At 57.0% G+C, this 25470-nt stretch carries 30 protein-coding genes and 2 tRNA genes; 21 read left to right on the top strand and 11 right to left on the bottom strand.

What is annotated here, in order from left to right; translation table 11 throughout:
* Positions 1-7: 7 nt before the first annotated feature.
* The 4 genes from RLW55_RS17010 (at position 8) to RLW55_RS16995 (ending at position 2233) form a co-directional block, all read left to right on the top strand.
* A complete protein-coding gene (locus tag RLW55_RS17010; protein WP_423414869.1) occupies positions 8-580 on the top strand; it encodes a hypothetical protein in 573 nt (190 codons plus the stop codon).
* The gene (locus tag RLW55_RS17005; RefSeq protein WP_423414868.1) at positions 573-758 is read left to right on the top strand and encodes a hypothetical protein; all 186 of its coding nucleotides are present in this window, start codon (positions 573-575) and stop codon (positions 756-758) included. Before RLW55_RS17010 ends, RLW55_RS17005 begins: the two co-directional genes overlap by 8 nt.
* Before the next feature lie 18 nt (positions 759-776).
* Positions 777-1346: an HK97 family phage prohead protease gene (locus tag RLW55_RS17000; protein ID WP_423414867.1), complete on the top strand. Its 570-nt coding sequence runs from the start codon at positions 777-779 to the stop codon at positions 1344-1346.
* A gap of 629 nt (positions 1347-1975) precedes the next feature.
* Positions 1976-2233: a hypothetical protein gene (locus RLW55_RS16995; RefSeq protein ID WP_414462700.1), complete on the top strand. Its 258-nt coding sequence runs from the start codon at positions 1976-1978 to the stop codon at positions 2231-2233.
* A gap of 592 nt (positions 2234-2825) precedes the next feature.
* On the opposite strand, the gene RLW55_RS16990 is transcribed toward RLW55_RS16995, so the two are convergent.
* The gene (locus RLW55_RS16990) at positions 2826-3011 is read right to left on the bottom strand and encodes a hypothetical protein (protein WP_423414866.1); all 186 of its coding nucleotides are present in this window, start codon (positions 3009-3011) and stop codon (positions 2826-2828) included.
* 297 nt (positions 3012-3308) lie between these two features.
* Here RLW55_RS16990 and RLW55_RS16985 point away from each other — a divergent pair, with 297 nt between their 5' ends.
* The 5 genes from RLW55_RS16985 to RLW55_RS16965 all read left to right on the top strand — a co-directional run bounded on the left by RLW55_RS16985 (position 3309) and on the right by RLW55_RS16965 (position 5737).
* Positions 3309-3677 (top strand): response regulator, encoded by a 369-nt coding sequence (locus RLW55_RS16985; protein ID WP_423414865.1) that lies wholly within the window; start codon positions 3309-3311, stop codon positions 3675-3677.
* A 665-nt stretch (positions 3678-4342) separates the two neighbouring features.
* On the top strand, positions 4343-4534 hold the full coding sequence (locus RLW55_RS16980) for a hypothetical protein (RefSeq protein WP_423414864.1): 192 nt from the start codon (positions 4343-4345) through the stop codon (positions 4532-4534).
* 23 nt (positions 4535-4557) lie between these two features.
* On the top strand, positions 4558-4845 hold the full coding sequence (locus RLW55_RS16975) for a hypothetical protein (protein ID WP_423414863.1): 288 nt from the start codon (positions 4558-4560) through the stop codon (positions 4843-4845).
* Entirely contained in the window at positions 4845-5201 is a 357-nt protein-coding gene (locus RLW55_RS16970; protein WP_423414862.1) for a hypothetical protein, read from the top strand. The genes RLW55_RS16975 and RLW55_RS16970 overlap by 1 nt, the downstream gene beginning before the upstream one ends.
* Positions 5201-5737, top strand: coding sequence for a hypothetical protein (locus tag RLW55_RS16965; protein WP_423414861.1), 537 nt, complete (start codon positions 5201-5203; stop codon positions 5735-5737). Before RLW55_RS16970 ends, RLW55_RS16965 begins: the two co-directional genes overlap by 1 nt.
* 54 nt (positions 5738-5791) lie before the next feature.
* On the opposite strand, the gene RLW55_RS16960 is transcribed toward RLW55_RS16965, so the two are convergent.
* A complete protein-coding gene (locus RLW55_RS16960) occupies positions 5792-6766 on the bottom strand; it encodes a hypothetical protein (RefSeq protein WP_423414860.1) in 975 nt (324 codons plus the stop codon).
* Positions 6767-7213: 447 nt separating this feature from the next.
* Here RLW55_RS16960 and RLW55_RS16955 point away from each other — a divergent pair, with 447 nt between their 5' ends.
* From RLW55_RS16955 to RLW55_RS16945, 3 genes are all read left to right on the top strand, one after another.
* Positions 7214-7366, top strand: coding sequence for a ribbon-helix-helix protein, CopG family (locus RLW55_RS16955; RefSeq protein ID WP_423414859.1), 153 nt, complete (start codon positions 7214-7216; stop codon positions 7364-7366).
* On the top strand, positions 7366-7632 hold the full coding sequence (locus RLW55_RS16950) for a hypothetical protein (protein WP_423414858.1): 267 nt from the start codon (positions 7366-7368) through the stop codon (positions 7630-7632). Before RLW55_RS16955 ends, RLW55_RS16950 begins: the two co-directional genes overlap by 1 nt.
* A gap of 248 nt (positions 7633-7880) precedes the next feature.
* Entirely contained in the window at positions 7881-8243 is a 363-nt protein-coding gene (locus RLW55_RS16945) for a hypothetical protein (protein ID WP_423414857.1), read from the top strand.
* 149 nt (positions 8244-8392) lie between these two features.
* Here the strand turns inward: RLW55_RS16945 and RLW55_RS16940 are convergent.
* Positions 8393-8467, bottom strand: a tRNA-Thr gene (locus tag RLW55_RS16940).
* A 185-nt stretch (positions 8468-8652) separates the two neighbouring features.
* Between RLW55_RS16940 and RLW55_RS16935 the strand changes: the two genes are divergently transcribed.
* Positions 8653-8841, top strand: a complete 189-nt coding sequence (locus tag RLW55_RS16935; RefSeq protein WP_024275726.1) for a hypothetical protein — start codon at positions 8653-8655, stop codon at positions 8839-8841.
* A gap of 218 nt (positions 8842-9059) precedes the next feature.
* On the opposite strand, the gene RLW55_RS16930 is transcribed toward RLW55_RS16935, so the two are convergent.
* A complete protein-coding gene (locus RLW55_RS16930; RefSeq protein ID WP_409563113.1) occupies positions 9060-9338 on the bottom strand; it encodes a hypothetical protein in 279 nt (92 codons plus the stop codon).
* Positions 9339-9660: 322 nt separating this feature from the next.
* Here RLW55_RS16930 and RLW55_RS16925 point away from each other — a divergent pair, with 322 nt between their 5' ends.
* Positions 9661-9996 (top strand): hypothetical protein, encoded by a 336-nt coding sequence (locus RLW55_RS16925; RefSeq protein WP_013947334.1) that lies wholly within the window; start codon positions 9661-9663, stop codon positions 9994-9996.
* Positions 9997-10066: 70 nt separating this feature from the next.
* Here RLW55_RS16925 and rlmB read toward each other — a convergent pair whose 3' ends face one another.
* Positions 10067-10786: a 23S rRNA (guanosine(2251)-2'-O)-methyltransferase RlmB gene (rlmB, locus tag RLW55_RS16920; RefSeq protein WP_423414856.1), complete on the bottom strand. Its 720-nt coding sequence runs from the start codon at positions 10784-10786 to the stop codon at positions 10067-10069.
* A 329-nt stretch (positions 10787-11115) separates the two neighbouring features.
* Here rlmB and RLW55_RS16915 point away from each other — a divergent pair.
* The 3 genes from RLW55_RS16915 to RLW55_RS16905 all read left to right on the top strand — a co-directional run bounded on the left by RLW55_RS16915 (position 11116) and on the right by RLW55_RS16905 (position 13698).
* A tRNA-Tyr gene (locus tag RLW55_RS16915) sits at positions 11116-11200 on the top strand.
* Positions 11201-11303: 103 nt separating this feature from the next.
* Complete coding sequence (locus RLW55_RS16910; RefSeq protein ID WP_423414855.1) at positions 11304-12995, top strand: tyrosine-type recombinase/integrase; 1692 nt, start codon at positions 11304-11306, stop codon at positions 12993-12995.
* A gap of 181 nt (positions 12996-13176) precedes the next feature.
* Positions 13177-13698 (top strand): HNH endonuclease, encoded by a 522-nt coding sequence (locus RLW55_RS16905; protein ID WP_423414854.1) that lies wholly within the window; start codon positions 13177-13179, stop codon positions 13696-13698.
* 616 nt (positions 13699-14314) lie between these two features.
* Here RLW55_RS16905 and RLW55_RS16900 read toward each other — a convergent pair.
* Positions 14315-14641, bottom strand: a complete 327-nt coding sequence (locus tag RLW55_RS16900) for a hypothetical protein (RefSeq protein ID WP_423414853.1) — start codon at positions 14639-14641, stop codon at positions 14315-14317.
* The gene (locus RLW55_RS16895; RefSeq protein ID WP_423414852.1) at positions 14641-15351 is read right to left on the bottom strand and encodes an AAA family ATPase; all 711 of its coding nucleotides are present in this window, start codon (positions 15349-15351) and stop codon (positions 14641-14643) included. Before RLW55_RS16895 ends, RLW55_RS16900 begins: the two co-directional genes overlap by 1 nt.
* 1160 nt (positions 15352-16511) lie before the next feature.
* Here RLW55_RS16895 and RLW55_RS16890 point away from each other — a divergent pair.
* Positions 16512-16892: a hypothetical protein gene (locus RLW55_RS16890; protein WP_423414851.1), complete on the top strand. Its 381-nt coding sequence runs from the start codon at positions 16512-16514 to the stop codon at positions 16890-16892.
* A 364-nt stretch (positions 16893-17256) separates the two neighbouring features.
* On the opposite strand, the gene RLW55_RS16885 is transcribed toward RLW55_RS16890, so the two are convergent.
* The gene (locus RLW55_RS16885; RefSeq protein ID WP_423414850.1) at positions 17257-17955 is read right to left on the bottom strand and encodes a recombinase family protein; all 699 of its coding nucleotides are present in this window, start codon (positions 17953-17955) and stop codon (positions 17257-17259) included.
* A 214-nt stretch (positions 17956-18169) separates the two neighbouring features.
* Between RLW55_RS16885 and RLW55_RS16880 the strand changes: the two genes are divergently transcribed.
* Positions 18170-18475 (top strand): hypothetical protein, encoded by a 306-nt coding sequence (locus tag RLW55_RS16880; RefSeq protein WP_423414849.1) that lies wholly within the window; start codon positions 18170-18172, stop codon positions 18473-18475.
* Between the two features lie 184 nt (positions 18476-18659).
* Here RLW55_RS16880 and RLW55_RS16875 read toward each other — a convergent pair whose 3' ends face one another.
* Positions 18660-19484: an FRG domain-containing protein gene (locus tag RLW55_RS16875; RefSeq protein ID WP_423414848.1), complete on the bottom strand. Its 825-nt coding sequence runs from the start codon at positions 19482-19484 to the stop codon at positions 18660-18662.
* A 635-nt stretch (positions 19485-20119) separates the two neighbouring features.
* Here RLW55_RS16875 and RLW55_RS16870 point away from each other — a divergent pair.
* On the top strand, positions 20120-20599 hold the full coding sequence (locus RLW55_RS16870; RefSeq protein WP_423414847.1) for a hypothetical protein: 480 nt from the start codon (positions 20120-20122) through the stop codon (positions 20597-20599).
* Between the two features lie 21 nt (positions 20600-20620).
* The gene (locus tag RLW55_RS16865) at positions 20621-21283 is read left to right on the top strand and encodes an SOS response-associated peptidase (protein WP_423414846.1); all 663 of its coding nucleotides are present in this window, start codon (positions 20621-20623) and stop codon (positions 21281-21283) included.
* A gap of 115 nt (positions 21284-21398) precedes the next feature.
* Here the strand turns inward: RLW55_RS16865 and RLW55_RS16860 are convergent, their stop codons facing one another.
* Both RLW55_RS16860 and RLW55_RS16855 read right to left on the bottom strand, forming a co-directional pair.
* A complete protein-coding gene (locus tag RLW55_RS16860) occupies positions 21399-22415 on the bottom strand; it encodes a hypothetical protein (protein WP_423414845.1) in 1017 nt (338 codons plus the stop codon).
* Between the two features lie 1092 nt (positions 22416-23507).
* On the bottom strand, positions 23508-25028 hold the full coding sequence (locus RLW55_RS16855) for a hypothetical protein (RefSeq protein ID WP_423414844.1): 1521 nt from the start codon (positions 25026-25028) through the stop codon (positions 23508-23510).
* Positions 25029-25470 lie beyond the last annotated feature (442 nt).

Raw genomic sequence — 25470 nt, 5'->3', positions numbered from 1 at the left:
GGCCACGATGGCAGCGAAGGTGAAAGTGGTAGAAGAGCAGTTTCGCGTTCCAACAATGGCCGAGTGTGATGACGAGTTCCGCGCGCTGATGGAGCGCCATCAGAAAGTGCATGCAGAGCTTGGCGAAAACCGCCGCGCTCAGAACGAACTCGAAGCGGACATGAAGAAAACCCCGCCAGTCCGAGCAGTCAGAGCGGGCCTTGCGGACGTTCTCGGCGACACGATCGAAGTTGATGGCCGGCCTGCAAAACTCGCCGAATTGCGCAAACGTGCGCACGATTTGGAAGACGGTATCGCCATCCTCTTCAAACGTATGCACGACCGCAAATCAGCAGCGAGCGTCAAAGTTTGTGAGGCCGTTCGCGCCGAATTCGGGAGCCGTGTGAAAGCACTCGCTGCCGCCCTCGAAGCGGCCCACGCAGCGCGGCGGCATTTCGAAAGCCTCGTCGTCGATCTCGAAAATGAAGACGTCACCTGGCAATCGCGCCTGGGCGTCGATCGTCCGGGATGGATGGGCGACATCCAAGATGGTCACGTGCAGCGGTTCATCCGTACAGCGAAGGAAAACGGCTATGTCTGATCTGAAGGCGAGCAACGAGCAACGCGCAGAATACGCGACGGCGGACGGTCATCGCAGGACAGCGACGCGCTCGGTGAAACTGCCCGGGAAGCGTCAGCACGAGACGACGAGCGAGAGCGCACACACGATTGCGCGGCGCCTGCAGCTCGAAAAGGCGGAACGGCGCGCACGTCGCTAATTGCATCGAGGGGCATCCGTGGCGAGCGAGAGATTCATCAGCGGTTATGCGGTCGTCTTCAATGACGAGACGACCATTGCAGGGCTGTGGCGGGAGAAAATTTCGCCTGGAGCCTTCGACAAATCGCTCCGCGATCGTCCTGACGTACTCGGTTTATGGTCTCACGATAGCGCGCGCGTATTAGGGCGAACGACATCGAAGACGCTCGAACTCAGGCCAGATCGTGCCGGTTTATACTTCGCACTGGAGCCCGACGAAAAATCGCCCGACGGCGCAACGGCATGGTCTGCTGTGGAGCGCGGGGACGTTTCTCAATGTTCGTTCGGTTTTTTCGTCACGCGGGAAACTTGGTTCGACGGCGGCGACAATGAGCTTCCGTTGCGCGTCATCGAGGAAGCGGGCCTCATCGAAATTTCGCTTGTTGCTCTGCCGGCATATCCGAGCACCAGCGCCAGTGTTTCCGACCGCAGCACAAAAGAACACAACAATCGGAATGCGCAGCGTCGGATTGCTGAGCGAAAGACCTGGCGCGATCGCGCGATTGCCAACGCGCGGATGGCCATGAAAGCGCGGGGCATCACCGTATGAACCATCAACAGCCCATCGAAGTCCGCGAAGTTGAGGCGATCCGCGCGCAGAACAACGCGAACGCTCGGCGCCGGATAGAACGCAAGCGCGAGAGGAACGAAAACGCGGACCGTGATCTGGCGCGAGCTAAGCGGGGATGGCGATGGTGATGCCGCCAACGCTTCGTCGCGCGCTTGAAAATAAGGTCTTGAGATTTCTTTGCGCCGCGAGCGCAGCGGTGATTTTACTGGCAAGCTGGCCGCGTTGAGGGCTCGAAGCCCTCTACTTTCGCCGGCACGTCCGACGATTCTTTGATATGCTGCGTGGACGTCTTCGGTTGAGCGGCAGATCTTGTCTCGTCGAGGAGCGATTAATGTCGCTGCCCTACCCTCTCGCGGCGCTAACCCCAGATATCCATATCTAGATCGGGCACATCAGCGTAGGATGGTTGGCGTTAGAGAGCTTTGGCTTCTCGATAACCGAAGTTGGATAGCTCGCACACGAATGCTAGACTATGTACCGGTGAATGCATTTCCATTCGGATTACTACTATGTCGCTGCGATTAAGGGAATTCGGACCGAACAACAAGAGCGTTTCCTGGATTTGTCATGTGGGTTCGGCCGCTGGATCGTGTTGGATTGGAAAATAGATGATTCACTGGAAGCCGATTGCAGAATACGTAGAGCCCAATTGGGTAAAGCTCGGTACGGTCTTGCCGCCGTCTCTCTTTTGGCGCCCGAATAAGGGGGCGACGCTCGGTTATATAAGGGATGGAGAACTCTTCGACCTGAAATGGATCTATGTCTCTGACGCGAACAAAGTAACTGACTTTTCGATCGTGAATGAGCCTAGCGATAACATTACGACCCTGAACGTTGCTCGCTTGGGCGGAGCACAAAAAGGCTGACACTCGGTTCTAAACTGCATTGTGTGTTTTCCCAAACCCCTTCAGCCGATTTTACTTCTCAGCCCCCATTTCACGGATCTCCGCGATGGAATCGGATGGGCGATAGAAAGTTCAGAGTATGCAGCATCGCGGCGTCGATTTCTCAGTGAAACCCATAGGACCTACGGAATGGCATTGGCGGTGGATCGTCTATCGACGGCAGCCTCAAGGCCCAATGGCTTTGGGCGAGGTTATGGGGACCAGCGAAGACGCCATAGCCGTCTGTAAGAGCGAGATCGATAAGGGTCTCGATGGGGAAGGCCGTCAAAACAAAGCGAAGCCCAGAAGCGTAACGCCGTTACAATGACGGCTTTGAAGTGCCATGTGCGGGCCTTAGACGATGCATTGAGAGTGCTGAGCAGCCCGTCATCAATGGGCACTCCTGGTCTTTGCTAGGATGGTAGCCATTCGTACAACATAACCATCACGATACCGGCAATCACGGCGACTACCGTGGAGATCGACAGGCTTTTAGTTGAGTAGATTGAACGATGTCCCAGGGCATCGCGAGAAGATTCTGTTGTGTCGTTCGATTTTGGATCTGTTCGTGCCATCACGGCAATCGCAAGACGGCGCGGCCGAGCTTCGTTCTGTGCTGGACGTTAGCCGGCTTGGTGATAGCTGCGGTCGCTTCTTCGGATTTGAGCTCACGGCGGAGCCTTTCGAACTTGTCATCGTGCCTTGTCTTTTTCGATAACCTGATCGCGCGAGCGCGATCGGTGAACTCACCGATGTTCATGCTAGCCTCTTTGTCTAGAGCAATCGCGCGTCTGACTCATTGGCCTGCGCGCTCAGATGCGGATACTGCCGCCAATATAACTATAACAGATTTCAAATGATCTTGTTCCTTTAATTTTAAAGAACGAGCGACCGAGAGCGCACTGAACGCCAATCTTCATCGTTATGTTTTGAACATTTCACTGGAACAACCCTCACAACCAAGATGTTGACCAAGTATTGCCTGTCTGCATGCACGCAATAAGCACAAAAAAAGAGCCCAGATCGGCCCCTGCGACAAACAGAACTGGAAGCCAGCATGGGTGCCAGCCGCGCGCCGCCCGTCGCCCTCGTGATTGAGGATGAGGGGCTGATAAGAATGTCGATCGCCGAAGACTTGCGCGCCGGCGGCTGGACCGTGCACGAAACCGCGACCGGCGAGGAAGCTATGGGTCTATTTCGAGCCAACCGCATCGATGTTGTTTTCACGGATATTGAACTTGCGGGAACCCTGAGTGGCTGGGAGGTGGCGGAGATTTTCCGCTCAACGCATCCGGACCTTGCCATCATATACACGTCCGGCAAGGTCGCGGTTGAATCCAGGAAAGTCCCGAACTCAGAATTTTTCGGAAAGCCCTACGATACTCGTGAAATCTTGGCGGCTTGTGATCGGCTCGTGGCACGGTGAAGAACAGCCGAATGGCCTCGACGTTCTGGGGTCTGCGAATATAAATTACACATGCGCCGAGCCTGCTCCTTGGGCGACACTCCAATGGCTCAGGCTTCCAGGTCCATGCATATCCGTCGCGCTTCGCAATATCCATAACCGCGTGTTGGTCGTTACACCCAAAACATCGAACGTGTGATCGAGCGCGTTGTCTGCGAAATTCTTGTGCTCGGGCTCTAAGCGTTCCATCGATCGCCGTCACGAGGACGTTGACACCGCCTTGCGAGGCTATTTTAGTGTCGCCGAAAGCGGAACTGAGCCATGCGCGCACGGCGAATTGTGCAGTCCGGGGCTTTTGACCCTGAAGACGTAGACCGTCTGCAGGTGGCGTTAGAGGCTGCGTGGCTGCAGGTGGAAGCCTCCATACCCGATAGGGAACGAGATGCCTCCCGCGAGCACCTTGCAATGGTTGTCGTCTCCGCCGGAAACGTATCCGATCTTGACGCCGAAGAGCTTGCGACCGTCGCCGTTCGAACATTCTTATCCATTCGCGCAAGCACGCAGTCACCGCCCTGACTTTTGGAAAACGCCAAACATTCGACATAGACATGATGTCATGTAGTAATTGCTGGTCACGACTGACGTGCTAAACAAGGTCATCTCCAATGCAATTTGAGAAACAGGATATGGCCAAGGATCTGCCGCCGTCGCGCCAGGATAAAGTGCAACTTACAATTTGGATCGACCCGGAACTTCGCTCGGCCATGAAGGTCACTGCGGCGGAAAATGGCGTAACGATGCAGGATGCCATTGAAAGCTTCTGCATGGAGTACGCCGCGGCGGCACTCAAGAGGATGAAGCGCAAGAACCCTGACTGATCCTCAACCAACGGAGAGACGACATGGCAAAACAGATGCGCAAGCTGAACGACTGGAAAAAGTGCATTCCGGCTCCGACGGGTGATTATTCCAAGGATTGCGACGCCGGCTTAAAATGCGCCGCAGAGGTGATTTCCCTGGTGAGACGCGAGAACGCGCCCTGGCTTATCGGCTGGGTCGTCGGCGAGATGAATAAGCGCGGGCTTTCTGCGGGGATCGGCGGTCACGGAATTCTGGCTGGTTTTTGCAGTGCTCTTGGACGACGCCTCATTGATGGCATTTTGGTTGTCGACGTTCGGGAGGTGGCGTGATGCCTGACTTCGAATGGCCCGAATTCCGCCGCTGGTACGAACTGACGATGGAAGAGCAGCGGATTTACGCCGAGGAAGACGAGAGCAGCCACGATCGGCTGCTTGATGCGCTCGACGAAGAGCGCGGACCACTGGAATTCTCTATGGTGAGCCGCACGCCTCAGAGCCTGCAGCAGTTGGGAATGCTTGCGGTGATCGATCTCCGTTACGCCGAGAAACGCGACGGCGTTCCGAATGTTGCAGTTCTCTCGTTCGGCAGCACAGAAGGAGATGCGCACCTGCGGGAAGGCGTTCTAAAGCTGGCTCTCGCAAAGAACCTGTTGCCGGGTGTCGTTATTCATGGAGGTTCGGCGTGATGGCAAAGGCGAAATCTGGCTCTCTTGCACTCAGTGTGAAACCGGACAAGCGCGTTTCGGCTGTTAAAGAACTACCAAAAGAGCCTGCCAAATCGAGGATGGAGGCGCTGGCTTTGGAATACGATTTGCTGTGTGCCGCGACAGAAGCGATACACAAGGGTGGCGAAAAGCCCGGTGCGAATTTCATCAACGTCGTTGATCGCCGTCTGCCCGCAATCGAGGAGATGCTATCGACGAGCGAGCCTACAAACCTGAACGATCTTTTCATCTTTGCCGTCATGATGAGAAGCAAGCTCGCTATTCTTCGGGATAGCGTTGGACCTCTGATTGATCACGAGCGGTACGGCGATGGCGCCCGAGAGTTGACGATCGAAGACTATCAGGAAGTCAGGCATGACATCCGATCCAACGTCGCGGACCTGCAAGCGATGATCTCCACGATGCTCGGTGGATTTGAGCGCGTGTCAGGAACGACGCCAAAGAATCTTGGGATTGGGCGGATCGCCCAAAGCACGGATGGCAGCGAGAGAGTTTGAACAAAAAAAAGGCCCCGGAACCTTGCGGCGCCGGGGCTTCAATCGTTCCGTCAATTACGCCGAAGCGCGAGCACGTCCGGCATAGTCATAAGCAGTGCTCGTTGCCATTCCTGGAAGCGCCGACTTGATCTCGCCGCCGCTCGGTGCCCGGCCGTTCTTTTTCCGGAAAGCTTCCGAGAAATTCAGAACCTTGGGATCCGCCTTCCGGCCCCGGCGCCTTGGTCCTTTCGGAGGCGCTGGGGGATTTCCCGGAATACCAGTCGATTTCTCGGAAACCGGATCGTTGGCCGGAACCGGGACCGGGCTTTCCGGGATTATCGGACGGACCGCTTCGACCTTCCGTGAAGTCCGGAAGGCAAACCCGAATGCGACAATCGAACCGACCTCGAAGAACAGGGTCGTCGCGAACGGCATGAGCAACACAAGCGCCGCAACGATCTGATCTTTCGTTCCCGGAACATGCAGCAGCATGGCGATCTCTGCCATGGCGACTGCTTTCGCGTTGACAGGCTTCTGAGGTCCAAGGGCGGCGATTTCGCGTTCGAGCTGCTCGATCACGATTTCAACGTCCTGGCTGTTTCGCTGCCAGTCCTTGCAGTTGCGACCGCAGCCTCCGCGGCCGACTTCCTTTTGAACCTGGGCATCAGCGTAAGCCTTTCTTTGCTTCGCTGCGTCCAGGTCCGCGTTCTTCTCGACAATTTTCTTGTTGGTGTCTTCGACAGAGAGCGTCGTGGTGCCCTGCGTCTCAGCCTGGCGGCCTACGGAGGAATAAACCACGAGCGCCGTACCGGAGAGGAACAGCACGAGAAAGCCGATCGCTGCGAACCAGTGACGAGCGCGGACCGCATCGGCCATTAGGTGGCCAGCAGAAATTGTGCCGGCAACCGTAAGGATTGTCAGCCATTGCCCTGACTGCCACAGCAGCGGCGAGGTCAGGTCTTTATCGAGTAGGATCGTCAGCCCGCCGAGGGCAAACATCACGCCTGCGACGAGGGCAAGGGCGCGACCGTCTTTCAGGAAGTTGCTCATCGGCCGATCCCCTCACGAATAGAGGCCTCGACCGAACTGAGAACACAAACGACGCCCAGAATAAGAACGGGCGCCATCGTGACGATTAGAGTGGTGAGTGCTAGAAAGTTCATAGTCTGGTTCCTTTCACGAGAAGGTTTCAGATCAGGCCCGCGCCCCGGTTCCAGCCGGTACGTGGGCCGCTTTGTTTCCTGCGTTTGGCGCAGGGGATTGGCCTCGATGATCGAGACCGCACCGCTAAGCCAACGCTTCGCACATTCCATTTTTCAGGATTTGCATCGGCCTGGAGGTCGTCCCGCGTTCTGCTTCCCGGCTGCTTTGTTTTCAGCTTTTTACCGGGTCGTACCCTTCGGGGCCTTCACAGCGTCTGATTACTAAGCTAACGTATTACGCGTAATACGTCAAGCACACAGTTGACGATTTATACAAGTGTGCTATAAAGCACGCATGTCAGAGATCAAGAAACCCGTTCCGGTCCGGCTGGACGATCGGCATTTGGAGATGATCGACGAGCTTCGGCGCGTCGAGAAAGACATCCCGACGCGATCGGAGATGATCCGCCGACTAATCGAACGGGCAGCGGAGAAGAGGCGCAAATAATGGACGACCTTTGCAGAGCGCTCGACGACCTGCAGCACGTCCGCATCGACGGCGACGATCTACAGCGCTGGGCGGCGACAGCGCGGCAGCTAGAACACGTCACCCCGGCAATCCTCGCTGAGCTTGTCGATCTCCACCGAGACCCTTGCACCCACCGGTTGCACCGATGCGCGAACGCTGCGAAATATGCAGCTACAATAAGCGACGAGCCGATGAAGACTGTGGCGATCAAGTTGGCGGAATCTTTCGAACAGGCGGCAGGGTGATCTCAATCACGGCATGGCTTTCGGCGGCGCTCCCGGCCTTCGTTGGAAGGCATGGGCACGCGTCCGGGCAGTCATGGGATGCCATCCCGTTACGGCTGCCCACCACTGCCCATGATGCCTTCCCGCCCTATCGCTCGATTGCCGACTATTCCGCTGAAACTGTTGGCGAGAACGAGCGAGATAACGCGTTGACAACGGTTGCCCGGACGACTGCCCATGGCTGCCCACAGCTGCCCGTGGAGGCTTCCATGGCTGCCCATGGCTGCCCGGCTTCGACAGGCACCGTGGGCGTGAAACTCGCAGCAGGCGATAGCAAGCGGCTTCGGTTCATCGCGGATGTTTCACGGGCCGCGCCGATCAATTCCGAGAAAGCGGCGGAGCAATTCTTGGATCTGATGCAAGATGCTGTCAGTCGCGGGTATCTACCGGAAGTCGTGGCCTTCGCCGAGCTGCGTAGGCTCCGCGATGCGATCGTTGCGAAGTTCGAATGGCCCGACGTTTCCGACAAACGGCTGTTGAAACTGATCGAGCGCAATGGATACGCGAAGACGGTCCACCGCGATCGTAGCGCTGGGAAGGACCGGCGCACAGTCGCCTATCGGCTAGTGTAGCAAGAATAGCAGAAGTAGCAGGCACCCCTCGCAAAACACGGATGCAATCAACGTCTCTCAGCTTCGATGCCGAGACGCGAAATTCGACGTTTGTTACCCCAGGCGTTACCCAGGCATGATCTAATGTCTGAGGTTATGTGGCTAACTATTGGTGCCGGCTGTAGGATTTGAACCTACGACCCCCTGATTACAAATCAGGTGCACTACCACTGTGCTAAGCCGGCGGCCGTTTGAAAATCAATAATTTAGGTCGGAGCGAAACTTCAACGCTCGATTTTGTCACGTATTTGTCAGGTCGGACGAGGCCGAGCGAAGGCGCTTGATACAGGAGGTTGGGTGCCGGGTGCAAGTCGACGATGCGACTTCTCCGCTTACGTGCTAGGCTTTCAAAAGTAGAGGAGGCGAGCACATGCAGTTCACAGTCGGCTTTAAGTACGACGGGCAGGTTGGGCATGTCGTCGTCGAGGGGGACGATGCCCTTGTAGCGGCCCTCAAACTGAAGGCGGAGCGACCGGCTGCCCGGATCATGTACGTGCGTCCTCAGAACCGGCGAGGCGATGCTCGACATCCTCCGCTGGCAGTTCTGCAGATCAATTGATTTTTGATCACCTGACCGCGTGAATGATTTCGGAATGCGCGCAGCCGCGACTGGCGCAGTCATGCGCAAGAACAAACAGCGGGTTTAGCGCAGCAATGAACAGAAGGCTACCCACGCGAGACTGAGGGTCGTGGCCTGAAAGCATGAAAAAAGGGAGCGGAGATTATCTCCCCTCCCAATCGCATCTCTTGGCGGTTTAGTCCGCGCTCCGTGGAGCCTCAGGGGCACCACCAGATCGGGCCAACGATGATGCAGCCACGACGCTGCCAATCACCCGGACGTTTTTTGTAACGATGCCAGTTGGAGGGCGCCCTGTCATAGCGGTGGCCGGCTCGGTATTTCCTACGGTCGTAGTGATGCTTATTTTTCTTGTAATCGACCTGTTGCAAGTTCGGGAGCGGCGCGAAGCCGGCAGGCTTCGTGATAGTCATCGCTGATGCAGCCGAGGCCAAGCCTGCGGTAAACGCTGCGACCAGCGCGATGGTTTTAAGGCGCAAGACAATCTCCGTTTGTATTCTGTTTTCCAAAGACATAGCTAAACGCGTTAAGGGTATTTAAGTTCCCCGGGAGGCGGGTATTTGTTATGGCTTGGTGGTGTATTGAGCAGTCAGATTTGAATCGGCGAGCACGCCGCCGCCATTTCTGCGGGCGTCCGTACTCATGCACCTTGGCAGAGATGTAACGGCTCGGAAGATTTTGATGCCGGGTGACGATCGCAAGATGCCCCGTACGGGATCTTAAGATAATGTCTGGCAATGATTCTCGAACCTTTGCAGGGCATCGTTCCGCTCTGACTGGAACCACGCAGGAGTTCTGCCAATGCGCTTTAGGTCTTTCATGGCGCTCGCCGTAATCGCGACGGCCGGGGTTGCGGCTGCGCAGCCGGCGTCGGCGTTCGATCTTTTCAATAGCCCGGACCTCCGCGACCGCCCATATTATCGGAACGATGCGCTGGAGGAGTACTATTCGTACTTCTATTCGCCGCGTGGCTACTATCCCTACTACAACTCAGGTGAGTGGGGCCGCCCCATCATCCGCCGTTCACGACTGCAGCTGCCGCCATATTACGCTGCGTGGGGCGCGCCGAACCGTCGGTACTATCACGTCGAATGGCATCGCCGGCATTATGGCGGCCATCGTCGCGGAGACTGGTGAGCAACGTCTGCTGTTTCGTCACGAGGACAGTTTGCGGCGCCCGGAACATATGTTCCGGGCTTTGCTTTTGTCAGGCCGGCTTTCGGGCGAGGAGCGCCGTGTGAAGCGCGATGGCGGCCGCATTGGAGACGTTGAGGCTGGCGAGCGCGTCATCTGTCGTGATGCGCGCTACGCAATCGCAGGTCTTGCGTGTCAACTCGCGTAGGCCTTTGCCTTCAGATCCCATGACGAGCGCGGTGGGGTTCGACCAATCAAGAGCTTCAATGGTCTGCTCACCCTGGCCGTCGAGCCCGACGATGGTAAAGCCGGCCTCTTTCAGCTCATCGAGCGCCCGGGCGAGGTTGGCAACGAGCGCCACGGGAATGAGTTCCAGCGCACCGGAAGCCGACTTCGCGAGCACGCCATTTAGCGGCGGGCTATGACGGCGCGTCATAACGAGACCGCTGGCGCCGAAGACGGCCGACGACCTCAGGATCGCTCCGACATTGTGCGGATCGGTGACCTGGTCCAGGACAATGAGCGGGCGTCCGTTGGCCGATGCCGCCAAATCATGCCAATCGGGTTCGGGCAGGGGCTCCGTTTCCAGCGCGGCGCCCTGATGGACGGTGTCGGCGCCAAGGAGCTTGTCCAGGTCGCGCGGGCTGACGTGTTCGACCGGCGGTTTAATTTCGCCAATGGCTTCCCGGATCCGGCGCTCGGCGTTTTCCGTTAGCAGTAGGCGGAGGATGCGACGATTGGGATTCTTCAGGGCCGCCTCGACGGCGTGGAGGCCAAAGAGGCGTATGGGCAAGTCTTCGTCGCCGGTACGGTCATCGGCGCGTTGGGGTTTGCCGCGAAATGGCGCATTTGGTCCGCGCGAGGCAAACCCACTGGGGCGCTTCTTGTCGCGCCACGGCTTGTTAAAACGTGGTTTCTGCAGGGCTTGGCCTCAACTCTATAGGCGGTCGTTTCTTTCCGCCTGGGGAAATACTGTTCTTTGCCCGGCCGTGGATGGGGGCGCAAGAGCACATTGGCGCTTTTCCGATTGACAGGAGCGGCCGTCGTGAAGATAACCCGACGAAAGGCCCTGCCCCGTTTGGCAGGGCGCTTTCATTTCTGGGCCGCGGCACGCGGCTTCGGGGAGAGGTGCCCGAGTGGCTAAAGGGGACGGACTGTAAATCCGTTGGCTTCGCCTACGCTGGTTCGAATCCAGCCCTCTCCACCACCACCCAAGCGATAACTCTGATAACGCTTAGGCAATTGATTTAGCGTATTTTCTGAGCCGCCCCCACTGTCACACAGGGGTGCCACACATGGGCTCAATGAGAATGACGCGGCCAAGGAAACGCCGGGGGACGGAGAACGCGCAATTCCGCCAGCGCATTCCCGCTGATGTTCGCGACACCGTCCGCGGCCTTGAGCTTCAGCTTCCCGTAGGGGGCGCGACGGTCTCCAAGCACATCAGCCCGAAGGCAACGCACATTGAGCTGTCGCTAGCGGTGCCAAGCCGGGACAAAGCTGAGGCTGGTATGCGCAACGCGGCGGTCTCGGCGTACCTCGCAAAACTCTACGACAAGCTCCGCTCCACGGGATCGCCGATCACGCTTTCGCACGAGGAAGCCACGATGCTCGCAGGCCACGTTTACCGGGCATGGAGCGGCGGGCGGGCGGCAGAAGATGTTCGGGGCCGTTTGATTGCCGAGCACGGCGTGGACCTCGCTGCAAATGTCCAGGAAGGCCTTCCGAATATGTGGCGCTCTCTCGAAGACAGCGCTCTCGCAGGCCAGTTAGAAGTTGTGCCACTCGCCGACAAGCTCACAGGCCCCCAGGGTGTCAAAATCGACCGCCCATCGCAGGAGATACTAGCGCACGCGAACAAGGTGGCATTGGGCCTTGCGTTCGGCAAGCAAGCGCGGAACTCTGCGGGGGACTATTCGCCCGATACGGACGCTGCACGCTTTCCCGCCCCGCGGGCCGTGAACACGAAGGCGTCTCAACTTGCAAGCAGCCTCACTCCTGATGCCCTCTTCGTGGCGTGGCAGAGCAATCCGGAACAGAAGGTGCGCATCGCGCAATCGACCGTCCGCGCCTACCACGGGGTGGTGACTGCATTCGCGCAGTTTCTTGCCGAGAAGCGGCACTGCAAAACATCAGAGATTGAGTGCAGCACAATTACCAAGGCTGAGGTCCGGGCGTTTGCGGACGAGCGCCTCGAAAAGGGAAACGGGGTCACGACTGTCAATGACAGATACTTGGCCGCCTTGAAGTCGATATTCGGATGGGCCGCCGAGCGTGAGTTGCTGACTGCGAACCCCGCAGAAGGGGTGAGGCTAAAGGGTGAGAAGAAAGGTCGGCGGGCAGAGAAGGTTTTTACGGATGAAGAGGCGAAGGCGCTCTTGTCTCACGCCACGCGCTACAAGAGAGCTTCGGCAAACGAGGGACGTAAGACGGCCGCAGCGAAGCGCTGGGTCCCTTGGCTCATGGCGTACACGGGGACGCGCGTGGGTGAGATGGCTCAGCTTCGGAAGCAGGACGTGCGCAGGAAGGGAGAGCGCTGGGCGATCCGCGTGACGCCGGATGCAGGCACGGTCAAGACGAAAGACGAGTGGTGGATTCCGCTGCACCACCATCTCATTGAGCAGGGCTTCGTTGAGTTTGTGAATGACGCGAAGGCCGGGCATCTCTTCCTCGATCCGAACCCGAAGGGCTACCACCCTGACGCACCATTCACGCGGACGCGGGACCCGCGCGGCATTCTCGGACCGCTGCGTGCGCTCCAGAACCGACTGGCGGAGTTTGCGCGAGAGGTAGTCACGCGAAAGACCGTCGACCCCAACCACGGGTGGCGGCACACGTTCAAGGCGAAGGGCCGCAAGCCAAGCCTCGGGATTCATCCTGTGGTGCTCGATGCAATTCAGAACCACGCTCCGCGGACGGAGGGCGAGGACTACGGCTCAGGCGATCTCTTCGACGCGATGGTTGAAGCGGTCGACAAGCTGCCGCGTTACAACGTCGATTAACTTCGTGGCTTAAGCATATCGCCTCTGTAACTTGACGATCGTCCGCGCGAAGACGAATCTCGCCATGAGCACGCCGTGTGCTCATAACATAGGAGCCTCTCTTTGAGGAATCTCGACTAGCCGTCATGTCATCTGACAACGGCATTATCCGCAGAAGCCGGTTTTCTAGGACGCCCCGGCAATGAAAAAGCGTCCCCTAGACACGCCACTTGATCCCGCGACCTACGAAGAGATCAAGGCCATTCAGCTCCAGCTCAAAAAATGGAGCGAAGGTAAAGGCGTCAGAGCGATCGCTGCGAGGATTAAGAAGCTCCCATTCTACTTCGGGCAGCTTCTCAACGGTGCACGTATCGCCATTAAGTTCACAACTCGGCTCGATGAAAATGGCGAGCACGAGTACGTGATCCTTAGTCCTAGCTCTGCGCGGAAACTTGAAGCGGCCGGATGGGATGCGCCCGTTTGGCAGCGAAAAAGGGACCGCAACAGCGACGATGATTACGTTCGGATCAAAGCCCCATATCCGGATGGCGGCAAGAACAGCCCGACGCCCCATACCGCCCGGGTCATCTATGAGCTGGAACACAACGTCGTTGTCCCGCGCGGATTCCACGTTACCGTGATCAATGGAAACCCGCTGGACTTGCGCATCGAGAACTTGGAGATGAGAGAAAACACCCCTCGGGGTCGCTCCAAGAAGAAATAAAGACGAGGGGCGGGCTGTGTGTCGACGCGGCCTGCCTCTCTACGCTCCCGCCGCACGCGGTGTCGCCATGCGTCCGAGAACGGCCTTGCGCGGCTTGAGGCGAACTCCCGCGATAAACCTTGTGCCGTCGATCTCAACAATCTCCACGCCCGTTCGCTCGAAGAGCGCCGACAACTCCGTGCCTATCTCTCGTGTCGGGAAGGGCCCTTCTCCTCGCGCGGTACACCAATCGTGATAGGCGGAGTGGAGTTTTGCGACGGGGGTGTCAGTGCGGGCAGGGGCGAGGACCTCCTTGCTGAAACACAAGGCGTGCTCCCGTGCCGTCATCGCGTGAGGCGCTCGCTCTAGGAGCGTGCCCTTCGCGTTACCTCTTGGGGTTTTTTCTCTGGGCGGGGACGAAGTCCTTGGCGGCTCAGGCGCAGCGACGGGCGGGGGAGCTTTCGCGTCAGGCGTCCCAACGGCGGGCGAAGCTTCCCGAGACCACCACGGGACAAGCGCCCACGCGAGGCCGCCGCAGATCAGGGAGAACACAAAGCCAAGCCGCGCGGGACACTGGCCAAGGACGGCCAAGGTCCAAGCACAGGCTGCGAGCGCAAGGAGAAGCGCGCCTAGCGTCTTAACCGGCATCGGATGCGCCCCTGTAGCCCTTCTGCTTCGCCAGTGCGTACACAGCCTCTTCGATCATGTCCGCAGTCGATATCCGCTTGTCGGCTTTCCCTGAGAGGTGTCGAGCGAAAGCGTCGGAGAAGGCCTTGAAGGCAGGCGTGCAGCGGAAGTGCATCTGCTCAGAGCGAGCGGCGCCCTTTCTGCTACCACGGGACCGTTGCTTGTCTGTCATCGCGGCGCGGCGTTCGGCTTTGATACGCGCCTCAGTCGCGGGCGCCTTCGCGTAGCGCGTCACCCCGAAGAGACTGGCGAACTCGGCTTCTTCCTCGACAGACATCACGCGCCCCCTTTCGTACCGCGCGCCTTCGCGGCCTTAAGCGTTGCCGCCTTGATCTCACGCCATAGGGCGTCAATCTCATCTGAGGCGACACCGTCTCGCTCAGGACCTGTCTTGCCGCCGGTCATCGCGGTCACAAAGGAGTTGCGCTGCGTTATTGCCGTTTCCCCAACAGGTATCCGTTCGTGTTTCAGCGTGGCGCGTGCATCATTGAGTAGCTTGTCCTTGGTGCCGCCCTTGCAGGCGTTGAACACGACAAAGTACGGCTTGCTAGCATCTACGCAGAGGCGCACGGCGTCCTGCGAGGCGAGGAGATCAAGGGCGCTCGCACGCATAGGGATCACCACGAATTGACTGGAGCGGATAGCGTCATCCGTGACGATGAGAGAGCCGGGCGGCCCGTCGAGAAAAACCCAATCCCAACCTGTGAGTTGCAGCGACTCCACGGCATCAGACGCCCTGTCGGCTCCTCGGAATAGTGTGGGGTTGTCGGGCTCGCCGCGCCTCTCCCACCATTGTGCGACACTCTCTTGAGGGTCCAGGTCCACGATGCAGACGCGCTTACTGTCCTGCGCCGCGCGAACCGCGATGGCGGAGCATAGGGTGGACTTACCCACACCGCCTTTGCTGTTGAGGAAGCCAATGACGTGCATGCGAGGCCCTTTGGATTTGAAGGTGGAGTCCGCAAGTAAACCTGATTTGGTATTCATCAGCAATGGTACGCACATTGTTTGGTATACATAAGGACGCGGTACACACGGTATATATTTATGGCGGTACACATTTAGCGTTGGTGAACACGTTCTGTGCGGTACACAAAGAGCTGGATGCGGAGCTGATGCAACTTGGGCGGAGCTTTGGAGGAAGCGTGAGGCCGGTCACTCAGGAGCGGTGGGATGCGAGACTGCGGGGCGAAGTGACTGACTTGCCCAAGACTGATGGTAGCAGACACGAGCACGCACGCCTCATTCTGTCCCGGTCGCGCCACAGCCTTTCGTGGAAGCGTTTCGGGTGAGCGTGAAGGGACGACGGCGCTCCTTCTCCCCCTCCATCAATCCTCTATCCGTGGTGATGACCCCGGCATGTGGTCGTAGCGCTGAGCGTGGTGCCTTATAGGGATAGAGGCGGCGTGAGAGAGTAGGATCGGCGCGGAGTGTGAACTCACTGGGCTACTGTCCTCTCGTGTATAGGGGCCGAAAATACGCAGCGACCTCCTGAGGGTCATTTATGGCCCCTTAAGCACAGCAGAAGTGGTGGAGAGAGGCAGGAGGCTTATAGCCTTGGGCTACATCTCTCCACTGGATACGAGGCCCAAATACCTCGGCCGCCTTCACCCCATTTGGGTCCCCCTTAAGCACCGCAGTATGTGTGAGTATAGCAGTTGTGAGGGGAGACGGGGCTCTAACTCACGATGGGGCTGGTATCCTCGCGTGTATACTGAGGGAAAATACGAAGGCAGCTCCTCAGGGCTATTTGCCCCCACTTAAGCACAGCAGAACGAGTGAGCTGATGAGCCAGGTGCTGGAGCCATAGGCTGCTGTCCTCGCGTGTATAGTAGGCGTAAATACGCCGAGGTTCCTCCCACACATTTCCGCCTACTTAAGCACAGTAGAGCGAGAGATGAGAGCGTGAGGGGCTAACTCAGGATGCTGACGACCTCTCGTGTATAGTGTCCATAAATACCCGAGCTGCTCCTTCGGGGTTTCTGGACGCTAAAGCAAAAGGGTTGAGGACGGGATTCGCTCGGCTTCTGGCGATGGGCTCCAGCTCTCCGCTGTATACGAGGGCTAAATAGCAGGCAGGTTTCGCCCTCCTTTAGAACACGACCTTCGCCCGCTTCGATAATCTTAAACAACCCGAGAGTAATTACATGCCGACCCCCACGGTCGTTTTGCATACGGCTAAGCACGGCCGCTTCACTGCCTCATTGCCCGATGGAACGCCGCTCGTCACCCGCCCTATCACGAGCCCGATCTTCGCAGCCTGCCGCACCCTCGTTGCGCTTGGCTTCGCGGACGGTCCCGCACGCTTTCGCCACTCGGGATCGCGCAACATCTACGACGCATCAGTGCGAAGCATTCATCAGGCCGCGGCGCTCACGGTCTCCGAAGAGGACTGCAGGGGGCTACGCACCGTGAAGTGGGTGGAGAAGGGGCAGGAAGCCCACCAGAGTCCGCCGCTATCACCCTACCGGCCCAATCATCGCCGCCAGAAATTGGGGGCACCACACCCACATAGACGCGTCAATTAGGTGTCGGTTTTGGAGTCGGCGCCGGAGCGCCACACGGTCTCGAAGCTCGCCAAGCCGCTGGTGATGGATTGCAATCCAACTTGCAACGCAGAGAGAGAGAGAGGCTTGAGCACGCTGTCCATGAGGGCCGAGACGGATCGACCCCGGCATATTATCCAGCGCGTTACGTTCTCTTGCTTCGATCACCGCGATCTTTTCGAGATACGCGTCAATGCTGGCACACATCTCGCGCAGTAACTCACGACGGGTGGTGTTCATGGAGGGGTTCCTGGGGGCGCAAACGGAAAGACTAGCGAATAATTGCTAAAGGATTTCTGCGATCTCACGAGGGAGCCTGCGGTCGTGTTGGCCTTGTGGCCCCCGGTCACATCAGAACGCCCCGCGCCAGTAGAAGCCGGACCGTCGACGCGTGCCATTGTCCGCCCCGTGCGGTCTGCATTCCGCGGGCGTTTAGCTCTCGCGCAATCCCTTGAAGCGTCGTTGTGCCTTCGGCTCGAATATCGCCAATGATCGTTGCCAACGCTGCGGCGCGACCTTCCGCGTCGGCCTTGATGCGCTTGACCGCAGCAGCATTGCCCCTGCCCGCCTTGCGCAGCGCCCGTGCTCCGTTCGGATTGCCTAGTTTCTTTCCCCGACGTTTCGCGACTTGTAGTGCTGCCTTTGTCCGAGTGGAGATCATCTTCCGCTCGTGCTGAGCAACGGCCGCTAGGATGTGGATTGTGAGTTCTGTTGCTTCCGGCATATCAGCACATACGAACGAGACGTGGCTGTCCTGCAGTGCCGCGATGAAGGCGACGTTCCGCGACAGGCGGTCCAACTTGGCGATGATGAGCTTGGCGCCGGTCACCTTGGCCATGTGCAGGGCCGCCGCGAGCTTTGGCCGCTCGTTGGTTTTGCCACTCTCAACCTCAACGTATTCGGCGATGAGCTTCGCGCTGGATAGCCCAGCGAGATAGTTAGCGACGGCCTCTCGCTGCGCATCGAGACCTAGTCCCGAGCGACCTTGTTTGGTCGTAGATACGCGAAGATACGAAACAAACTTTGGTGCTTTTCCCGCATTCATGGCACCCATCTCCCTTCTCGAATGGCCTCCAAACTCGCCAATACAAAATAGACTAACGAACGTTACGTGATTATGTATGGCCTGATTTGCGGGAATTTCGCAACGCTTCTCGCTGTGCAGATGGGAGTCGCTGCAACTCGAAGGGATTGCGAAGGCGAGAGCTGTGGGCGCACATAATGCAGCATGGCGTCCATCAAGCTGGGCAGCCATCGCGATGCGTAAAAGTGGAGAGGGGCTCGACGCTATGGCGAAATATCGTGTGGTGGCGACATGCTACAGTCCAGTCCAGGACGGTGGCTTGGCTGCTCGCATGATCACTCAGGAGTTTGCGGCGCATCGTCTTCATCACCATAACGTGCACTGCTCATTCTCTGACGGCATGTTTACTCTCATCGCGGAAAACGACTTCGACGCGAAGGGGCTCGCCCTGTTGGATGAGTTTGCGGATTGTATGAGTGCTTATACAGAAGGCATCTATAGCGATATGAAAGTGAAGTCGGTGACGTCGAACGAGAACTAGCGGGCGCAGCAGGTTTCTGCAGCCGTGGGCGCTAGTGTTCGATCCCTCGAGAGCTGGCACCCGGCCTGGCTAATGGCTAGCAGCGAGTGGTTTGGCCGTGCGGGAATACCGCGGCGAGCATGCGGGGGGACACTGCTAAAGCTCGCTTTCGGGGTGGGCTTTCGGATGTGCAGCCTAAAATCGATCAAACGCCAGTTGTGTGGAACTCCGCCTTCCGCAGTTCATCAGCCAGATGTCCAAGGTCCGGGAACAGCGAGGCCTCTCTTAGTCCTAGATGCGCAAGCCTGTTTCTCAAATTCGCTTTAGCTGCACTCGGAATTAGGTATCTCTTCAGGATCGGTCCCGGATCGCCACGGTTAAAGTCTATGAGGGGCGTCGCTTTTGAGTGGAGCGTAAAGACCGACTGCTGAACCAGCATACGCACATCTATTTCTCGTGTTGAGATGGCGACGGCCGCCGGTAACGGATGGTGAAAGACTTTTCTTGTGTCGCCTATCGCATCCAGGGCGAATTGAGCCACGACTGGTTCTCCAAGGGAAAACCTTTCGGTCTCGACACCCGATGTTGCGACGTTGAGCCTCAACGGCGACAATGCGTACAGATGACCATCTTCGTGGTCATGACCCTGACTCACCGCGAAGTAAAGAGCCGTTAGGGGGCTTATTGTCCAGTCAAGCAGGCGGGTGGGTAGGCCGTAGTGTTGCCCCAAAAACAACCACCCCATAACATCGTCTGCCTGAGGGCAGCCGTTGAAGCGAGTCGGCGCCCGATCGCGAAAATGACTTAGAAGCGCGCGTTCGTTGTATGAGATCGGAGCTGCAGCCGGTAGCTCCACTCGGAACACGCGCGGTATCAACTCCCACGACTGATTGGCGTGACCCCGCCACCACGGACGGGCGCCATCAAACCGTCTGTTCACGTCTTCAATTGCTGCATCAAGAGAGGAGAGAGATTCGATGCTGTGCCAGTCGACCCGACGCCCTGATCCAGCTTGTTGCTCGCTTGGCATCCTACGCGCTCCTAACTCTTCTGCTGCCTCACCTGACCCGGCCACCGCGGCCTGTCCTGCGGGTCTAGCATCTCTCCCCCGAAGCGCGCTTTGAACTTCTCAGCGTGTGTCTCATCAGCGAAGCACCACACGTTGACCCACCCACCGTTCTGGTAAAACGTATGCCCACGCGGGCAAAGCGATAGGTCTTTGCAAAACGCACGCACCACATCGTGAGCTTTTCCCGTAGTCACGTCAGCACGCAACGCCACCTGATACGGCCACCCGATATCAACGTCGCGCCTGCGCATTTCTCCCTTGCGTCGGACCATCTCTCATGCGTAGAACAAAAAGAGAACATGGTCAACGGAGGAGAACCGATGTCACCAGCACGCAAGCAAATCGAAAGCGCACATCACGACGAAGCGACGACTGCTATGTTGCTAGAAATTCGAAAGCACATCGTAGAGGAAACTGTGTCGATGAACCCGGCTTTCGATTTCGACGGACTTGATGAGGAAGTGGCGCAAGCGCTTGTCGATCTATCGCATTACGGTGAACGAAGCAGGGAGCACTTGACGAGGTACGCACGCCAGAGGGCTAATCAGTTTGTATACGTGAGGGCGTCCGGTTGGCGATGAACGTTATGGTGTTCGATGAATTGTTCTTCATTTTTCGCCGCAGTAGCGATCGTATTGCTTGCTTCTGAATGTCGGGCCGAGGAAACGCTTCCAAAATCACTAATGCTCGAATGCTCGGGCAAGTACACGTCGATGCGGATTATTCAGGGAATAAACAGGGGTCCGCAATGGGGTGAAGGTGACTTCAAAATTACCGTCGAGCTTAAAGACAAGGTGATGACCGACGTCACGAATGATCAAATCATGGGCAAAAACTGTTTTCTCGAGAGCGGTACAGTCGCTTGCCAGATGGACGAAACAGTCTTCAACGAACTGCACAACGTTACGCAAAGGCAGCAGCGAGTTTTGATGCTCACTCGGGATACAGGCGCTCTGAAATCGCTTAATACGGACTGGACGTTCATAGGGCGGAAATCTTCTGGCCTTCCTGGTGGGACAGAGAAGGTTCAGCGAACGGGAACTTGTCATCCAATAAGGAAGACCCCACTTTTTTAGCCAAGCTAATCGAGGCATGGCATGTGCGGAAAATTTACTCAGCATTCTTCGTGGCGAGAGGTGCACGCTTTCTCTCAGCCCCTGACGCTGACGGGCGCACCCGACGAATTAGAAGTCTCAACTCCAATGCGCTTAGCCAACATCATTCGACTGAACGAAGCCGGAGAACGTGAAGTCGTGTCGATGCGTTGGGGCTTCGCTGCGAAAGGGCACAAGAACCCGTCGCGTCCGAAGCATATGCACGCTCGCTCAGAAACCATCGACAGGCTGCCGACGTTTGCCAATGCCTTCATGCACGGTCGCGGCATCCTTGTGGTGCACACGTTCAACGAAGGTGAAGAGCTACCAAACGGAAAAACGAAGCAATGGGTTATCGCACCAAAGGACTGCAAGCCGATTGCCATTGCTGTGATCTGCGAGAAATGGACGAACGGGGACGAGACGCTTGATACCTTCATCCAAGTGACGACGCCAGCCAACACGCTCATTTCTAAAATCACGGACAGAATGCCAGCGATCCTTCAGGCGGAAGATTGGGCGACGTGGCTGGGAGAAAGAGAAGGAGGAGCGGCTGACGTGAAGGCCGTGCTGCGCACGTTTGAAGATGGGGGCGGTTGGACCATGACGGAAGCGGGGCGGAATGCGAGGCCACCGAAAGCCGATCCGCAAGCAGACTTATTCTAAGCGTCGCGTGTATTCGCTGCACCACCTGAAACGCCCGCATTATTCACGTCCTGCCGTAGCCGTACTCCATTAAGCGTGACCCGCTTGGGAGGCCGAGGTCGTAACACTACACCGGTCAATCGTCATCTACGCCGCGGCCGTCGCAAAACTCGCAGCCAGAAAAATAGCTGAATTCAAGATCGCCCCCGTTGAGTTGATATTCGGAGCACCATTCGCACTGCGCCACTGTCTCGGAGTAACTGGCGCACTCGATGCAAATGTACATTCCCTCATGCCAGACCACGGTACCGGCGCTCGTACAGTTCCCGCAATTGGGGTGCTGACCTTCAGAGGGATCGCTCTCATCGAGAGCCTTCTTTACGTCTTCCTGAGAGATTGCTTCGCCGCACTCACATTGGATTGGTTGAAACTGATCCCATCCGTTAAACGTGTGTTCTGACCCGCACTCGGGGCATTCAAAGCTTAAGCGATTGATCGAAAGGCCGCAGACCTTGCATGTTTGGACGGAAATGGGGCCCGATACCGAGGCAACCGGCGCTGCTTCAAATGAGCAACTCGGGCAAATCGCAATCTCTACTGACTTTTTGCGAAGGGAATCGAGTTCTGGTTTTACGCTTTCGAACACTGCCGCGAGAAAGCCTTTCACTTTCTTCATCGCCGTGTCTGTCAACCGAACCCGATCTTTGAATGCATCAAATTTTGGCGCCCACGCAGTAAGCAGCGCGCGCAAATACATCCAGCCTAGACACATATCTCTAGCAGCGGCTTGTCGGAATTTGTCACCTTCAAGCTCGTGAAAGAAATGGACGACACTATTGCGATGCTTAATGATTTGATTGAAAGCTGCGATCGCTTCCTTTGGGGCTGGATCACCTACGATCAATTCAAGCCTATCCAAGGCGTCCCCGGCGCCCACGGAATTGAAATCTCCTTTTTTAAATTTCTTCTGGTCTGGTTTGCCTACAACAATCAAAGACCAATGTTCGTGAAGTAGGCGCGCCTTTAGGATAAGCTCCACGCCCGCGGCAAATGAAACCAGTGCATGTTTGGGTTCGGACTCGATTTCTTTCGCCGATCGCCGCAAAAAATCGAACGCACTCTCGCAGAGTTTATGAAATATCTCTGAATCCATTTCGGTCCTGGATTATTAAAAAGTTCTAGCCCGTCTACGTTCGCAAGTTCAGCAATTGACTTCACAAGATCGCAGACCCTCCATGGCGAGACTGCGATCCCATCGGCCTTTCAGCCTCACGCTCCGTCACCGGGTCCACAACCCAAGCCGCAAGCGGTGAGTAAAACTTCTACCTACGCACGGCGAACTTTGTCAGGGGGCAAAGATCGATACCCCGTTGCTTTCACAGCGCTGATCCAAGGTGGAAGCTCTCGCTCTCCCAAGATTTCCGCGAAGGTGTTCGGAGGAAAGCAGTCCAGCATCATTTCTCGGCGGATGCAGGTATTGAGCACCACGGTGTCAATCCAAAGCTGAGGGTTGCTCAAGAGGCCGATTGCCAGAAGGCGGCGAGGATGCCGCGGCACGGGCACGCGATATGCACGTTTGTGGAAATCGAATTTAAGGCAGTCCACGTGTATCGCCGTCAGCAGGGGGAGAGCGGGCAAATAGATTTTCCAAACTCGGCGGCGGAAATCTTTCAGAGTGTCGTCCCTCTCAAAGGCCTCTTTCGATCTTCGTGAGCGCAGGAAACTCCTTAGAAAGGGTGCGTCATCTCCAATATGGCGTGATACTCCCACAGAGACGCGCTCTGCGCGAAAGTATCCGCCCAGTATTCGGGCGAGTTCCAAAGGGCCTCCGCTTCTCATAAAAGTGATGTTCATGGCCATTCCGACCAAGTCGATTGCCTCAAATTCTATCCTCCGAGCGGCGGTACAAACACGCCTTCGCATGGGAGCAGGGGGCAGCTCTTTTCGCGTCAGACGGGGCGGCGGCTTTAACTTGATGCCGCTTTCTATGGCAGCCCTGCATATCCACGCCTGAAAAGCGTCAGATGCCCGCCGTCGTTGAGCGAGTTGCGAAACATGGGGATATGCCGCGAAAGCCAGGAGAGCGGCACAGGCCGCTAGAGGCGCGGTTTGGTCCGGGACTTTGAAGCGTTCAAACGGCTCTTGATGAAGGTATTCGAAGCTCAAGTTTGACATACCCGGATTGCAAGTGAGACCCTAGTCATAGTGGACTGGACGGTAGGCACATATGGACGATCTCCGCAGGCTACTCAGGCATGTGTAGCCGAGCGACATCGATCAAGCGGTCGAACATCGCGTCTGCTTGATCTCGAAATAAGAAGCGCTTGCGTCGCCACTCTTCCGGAAATCCATCGCGCAAATATTCTCGGAACATCCATGTTCGCCTTTGCGGGTCTGAAAATTTACCCTCAAAACAAGTGGCAATCCCCACAGCATTGATAATTTGTGCCGCGTTTTCAAACTCGTCGGCGGACATTATGCTGTATGGCGCCTTGTCGAGCCAAGTCAAATCGAGGCCGGCGTTTGTCATCGACTCAACTGCTGCAGCATGGAGAATCTCCGACGTGCGGCCAGAAATATACCAGTGTTCGAGCGTCACGACGACGGGAAAGCATTTTCGCGTGGCTACGAAGTTTAGATTGGGAAATTGGCCCTGCGCATATTCGCTTATCCGCTCATAGAGCTGTCGAATAGCATCGGCTAATTTAGCGATGTCTGCTTCAAGCGGCGCGAGGTTCCCTAATGCCTGCTTAGCCGCAACGGTCATACGCTTTGCTTTACACTCTACGAAAGTTACAGCGGTATCACCTTCGATAATAAGCCAGTCCGGCGTCGCCCGTGGTTGTCTTCGCGTTCCGTATTTTGCTTCTGCCGAGATGCGGAGGTTAGGTGCGGTTATCGCTTCGGCGAGAACGTCGCCGATATATCGCTCGAATGAAAATCCCAATGCATTGCCAAAATCAGGATCACCAATAAGATCATAGTACAGTCCCGCGGTAACCCTCCAAAAAAGCAGTGTAGGGATAGGACAAATCACCCAGACTCTGCCGCCGTCTTCGACGCGCATCAACGGAAACAGTGATAGAGGGCTCAATCGATATGCATAGGTATCGTCAAGTGTGTGCACGCTATTAATTGCGTTTGCTATTTCGGCAACCGAGCGAGCGGCGAATTTGAGTAGAGGGTCCAGGGTGGGAGGGGCGGTTGTAATGTTGAGCGCGACCGCGGTTTGGAAGTGGGAAAATGCCGTCAGGGCGAGTGAGTAAAGGTCCTCGATGGAAAGGCCCAAAACCCTTTGGCATACTGCGGCAACCTTTGAATCACTGAAAATGCGGAAGTATCGATAAACAAGTTTGGTATTTGGTTGCGCTTGCTGCCACGGAAACTGACGATGCATGATGCGGGATATTTCAAGTAGAACGTCTGCGCCCTCGTTTTCGCCATAAAGTTCATTCTCTAGACCGCGCAGGCGCTGCAGGACGCCCTCTAGTATCCGCCATTCACGAAGCGTTTTGGTGGTGTCGGCGCCATCTCTTTGGGCGTGTAGAATGACCTCTTCGGCGAGCGTCTGCAGCTCCCATTCGTGTATGAAGTAACCTGAGCGGTCGCCGGCCAGGAACTTGTTGGGCTTCTCGATATTTGGTGGAAACTGAAACCCGCGTACCTGGAGGAATTGGCTGTACGCCCAGATTACAAAAAGACAGTCTGCAAAGCCGCACTTCTCAATACGGCGGCGCAAGAATCTGTAGTGATCTTCTATCGACATCTGCTCTGCCCTAGCCGAAACCATATCAGTGAGCAGGCTGAGGCGTTACTCAATGCTGGTACCGCTATCATCAACAGCTATATCAAAGGGCTCGTGGCATTCGCTCAATGCGGGACCGCCGGGCCTTGAAAACTGCCACACACGGGGCATCGAGCGGTTAGAAAAACGTAATTAGCTCAATGGTGTGTGGCGGGCATATTCGAATCCACTTCTCCACTAACATGCAGTAGCCCGGGGTGCATTGGTCGTTCGGGCAGGGGCGTCTGAAAAAGGTTCAGGGCATCAGTCGATCCTGCCGTGGTCGCCAAGCCGAAGGCACAAGGACACGGGCCCACGCAGATCGCTAAGAAGCTTAAAATCGGCAGAGCTAGCGTGTACCGCTTGCTGGAGTGATGTCCGGCCACGAGGGCTAGTGTTCGATCCTGCTGGATGTGAAGCCGGG

Origin of the sequence: Hyphomicrobium sp. B1 (assembly GCF_049532635.1) — a bacterium.
Lineage (GTDB): Bacteria > Pseudomonadota > Alphaproteobacteria > Rhizobiales > Hyphomicrobiaceae > Hyphomicrobium_B.
Note: the sequence above shows the minus strand (reverse complement) of the source record. Positions and strands in the feature narration are given on the sequence as shown.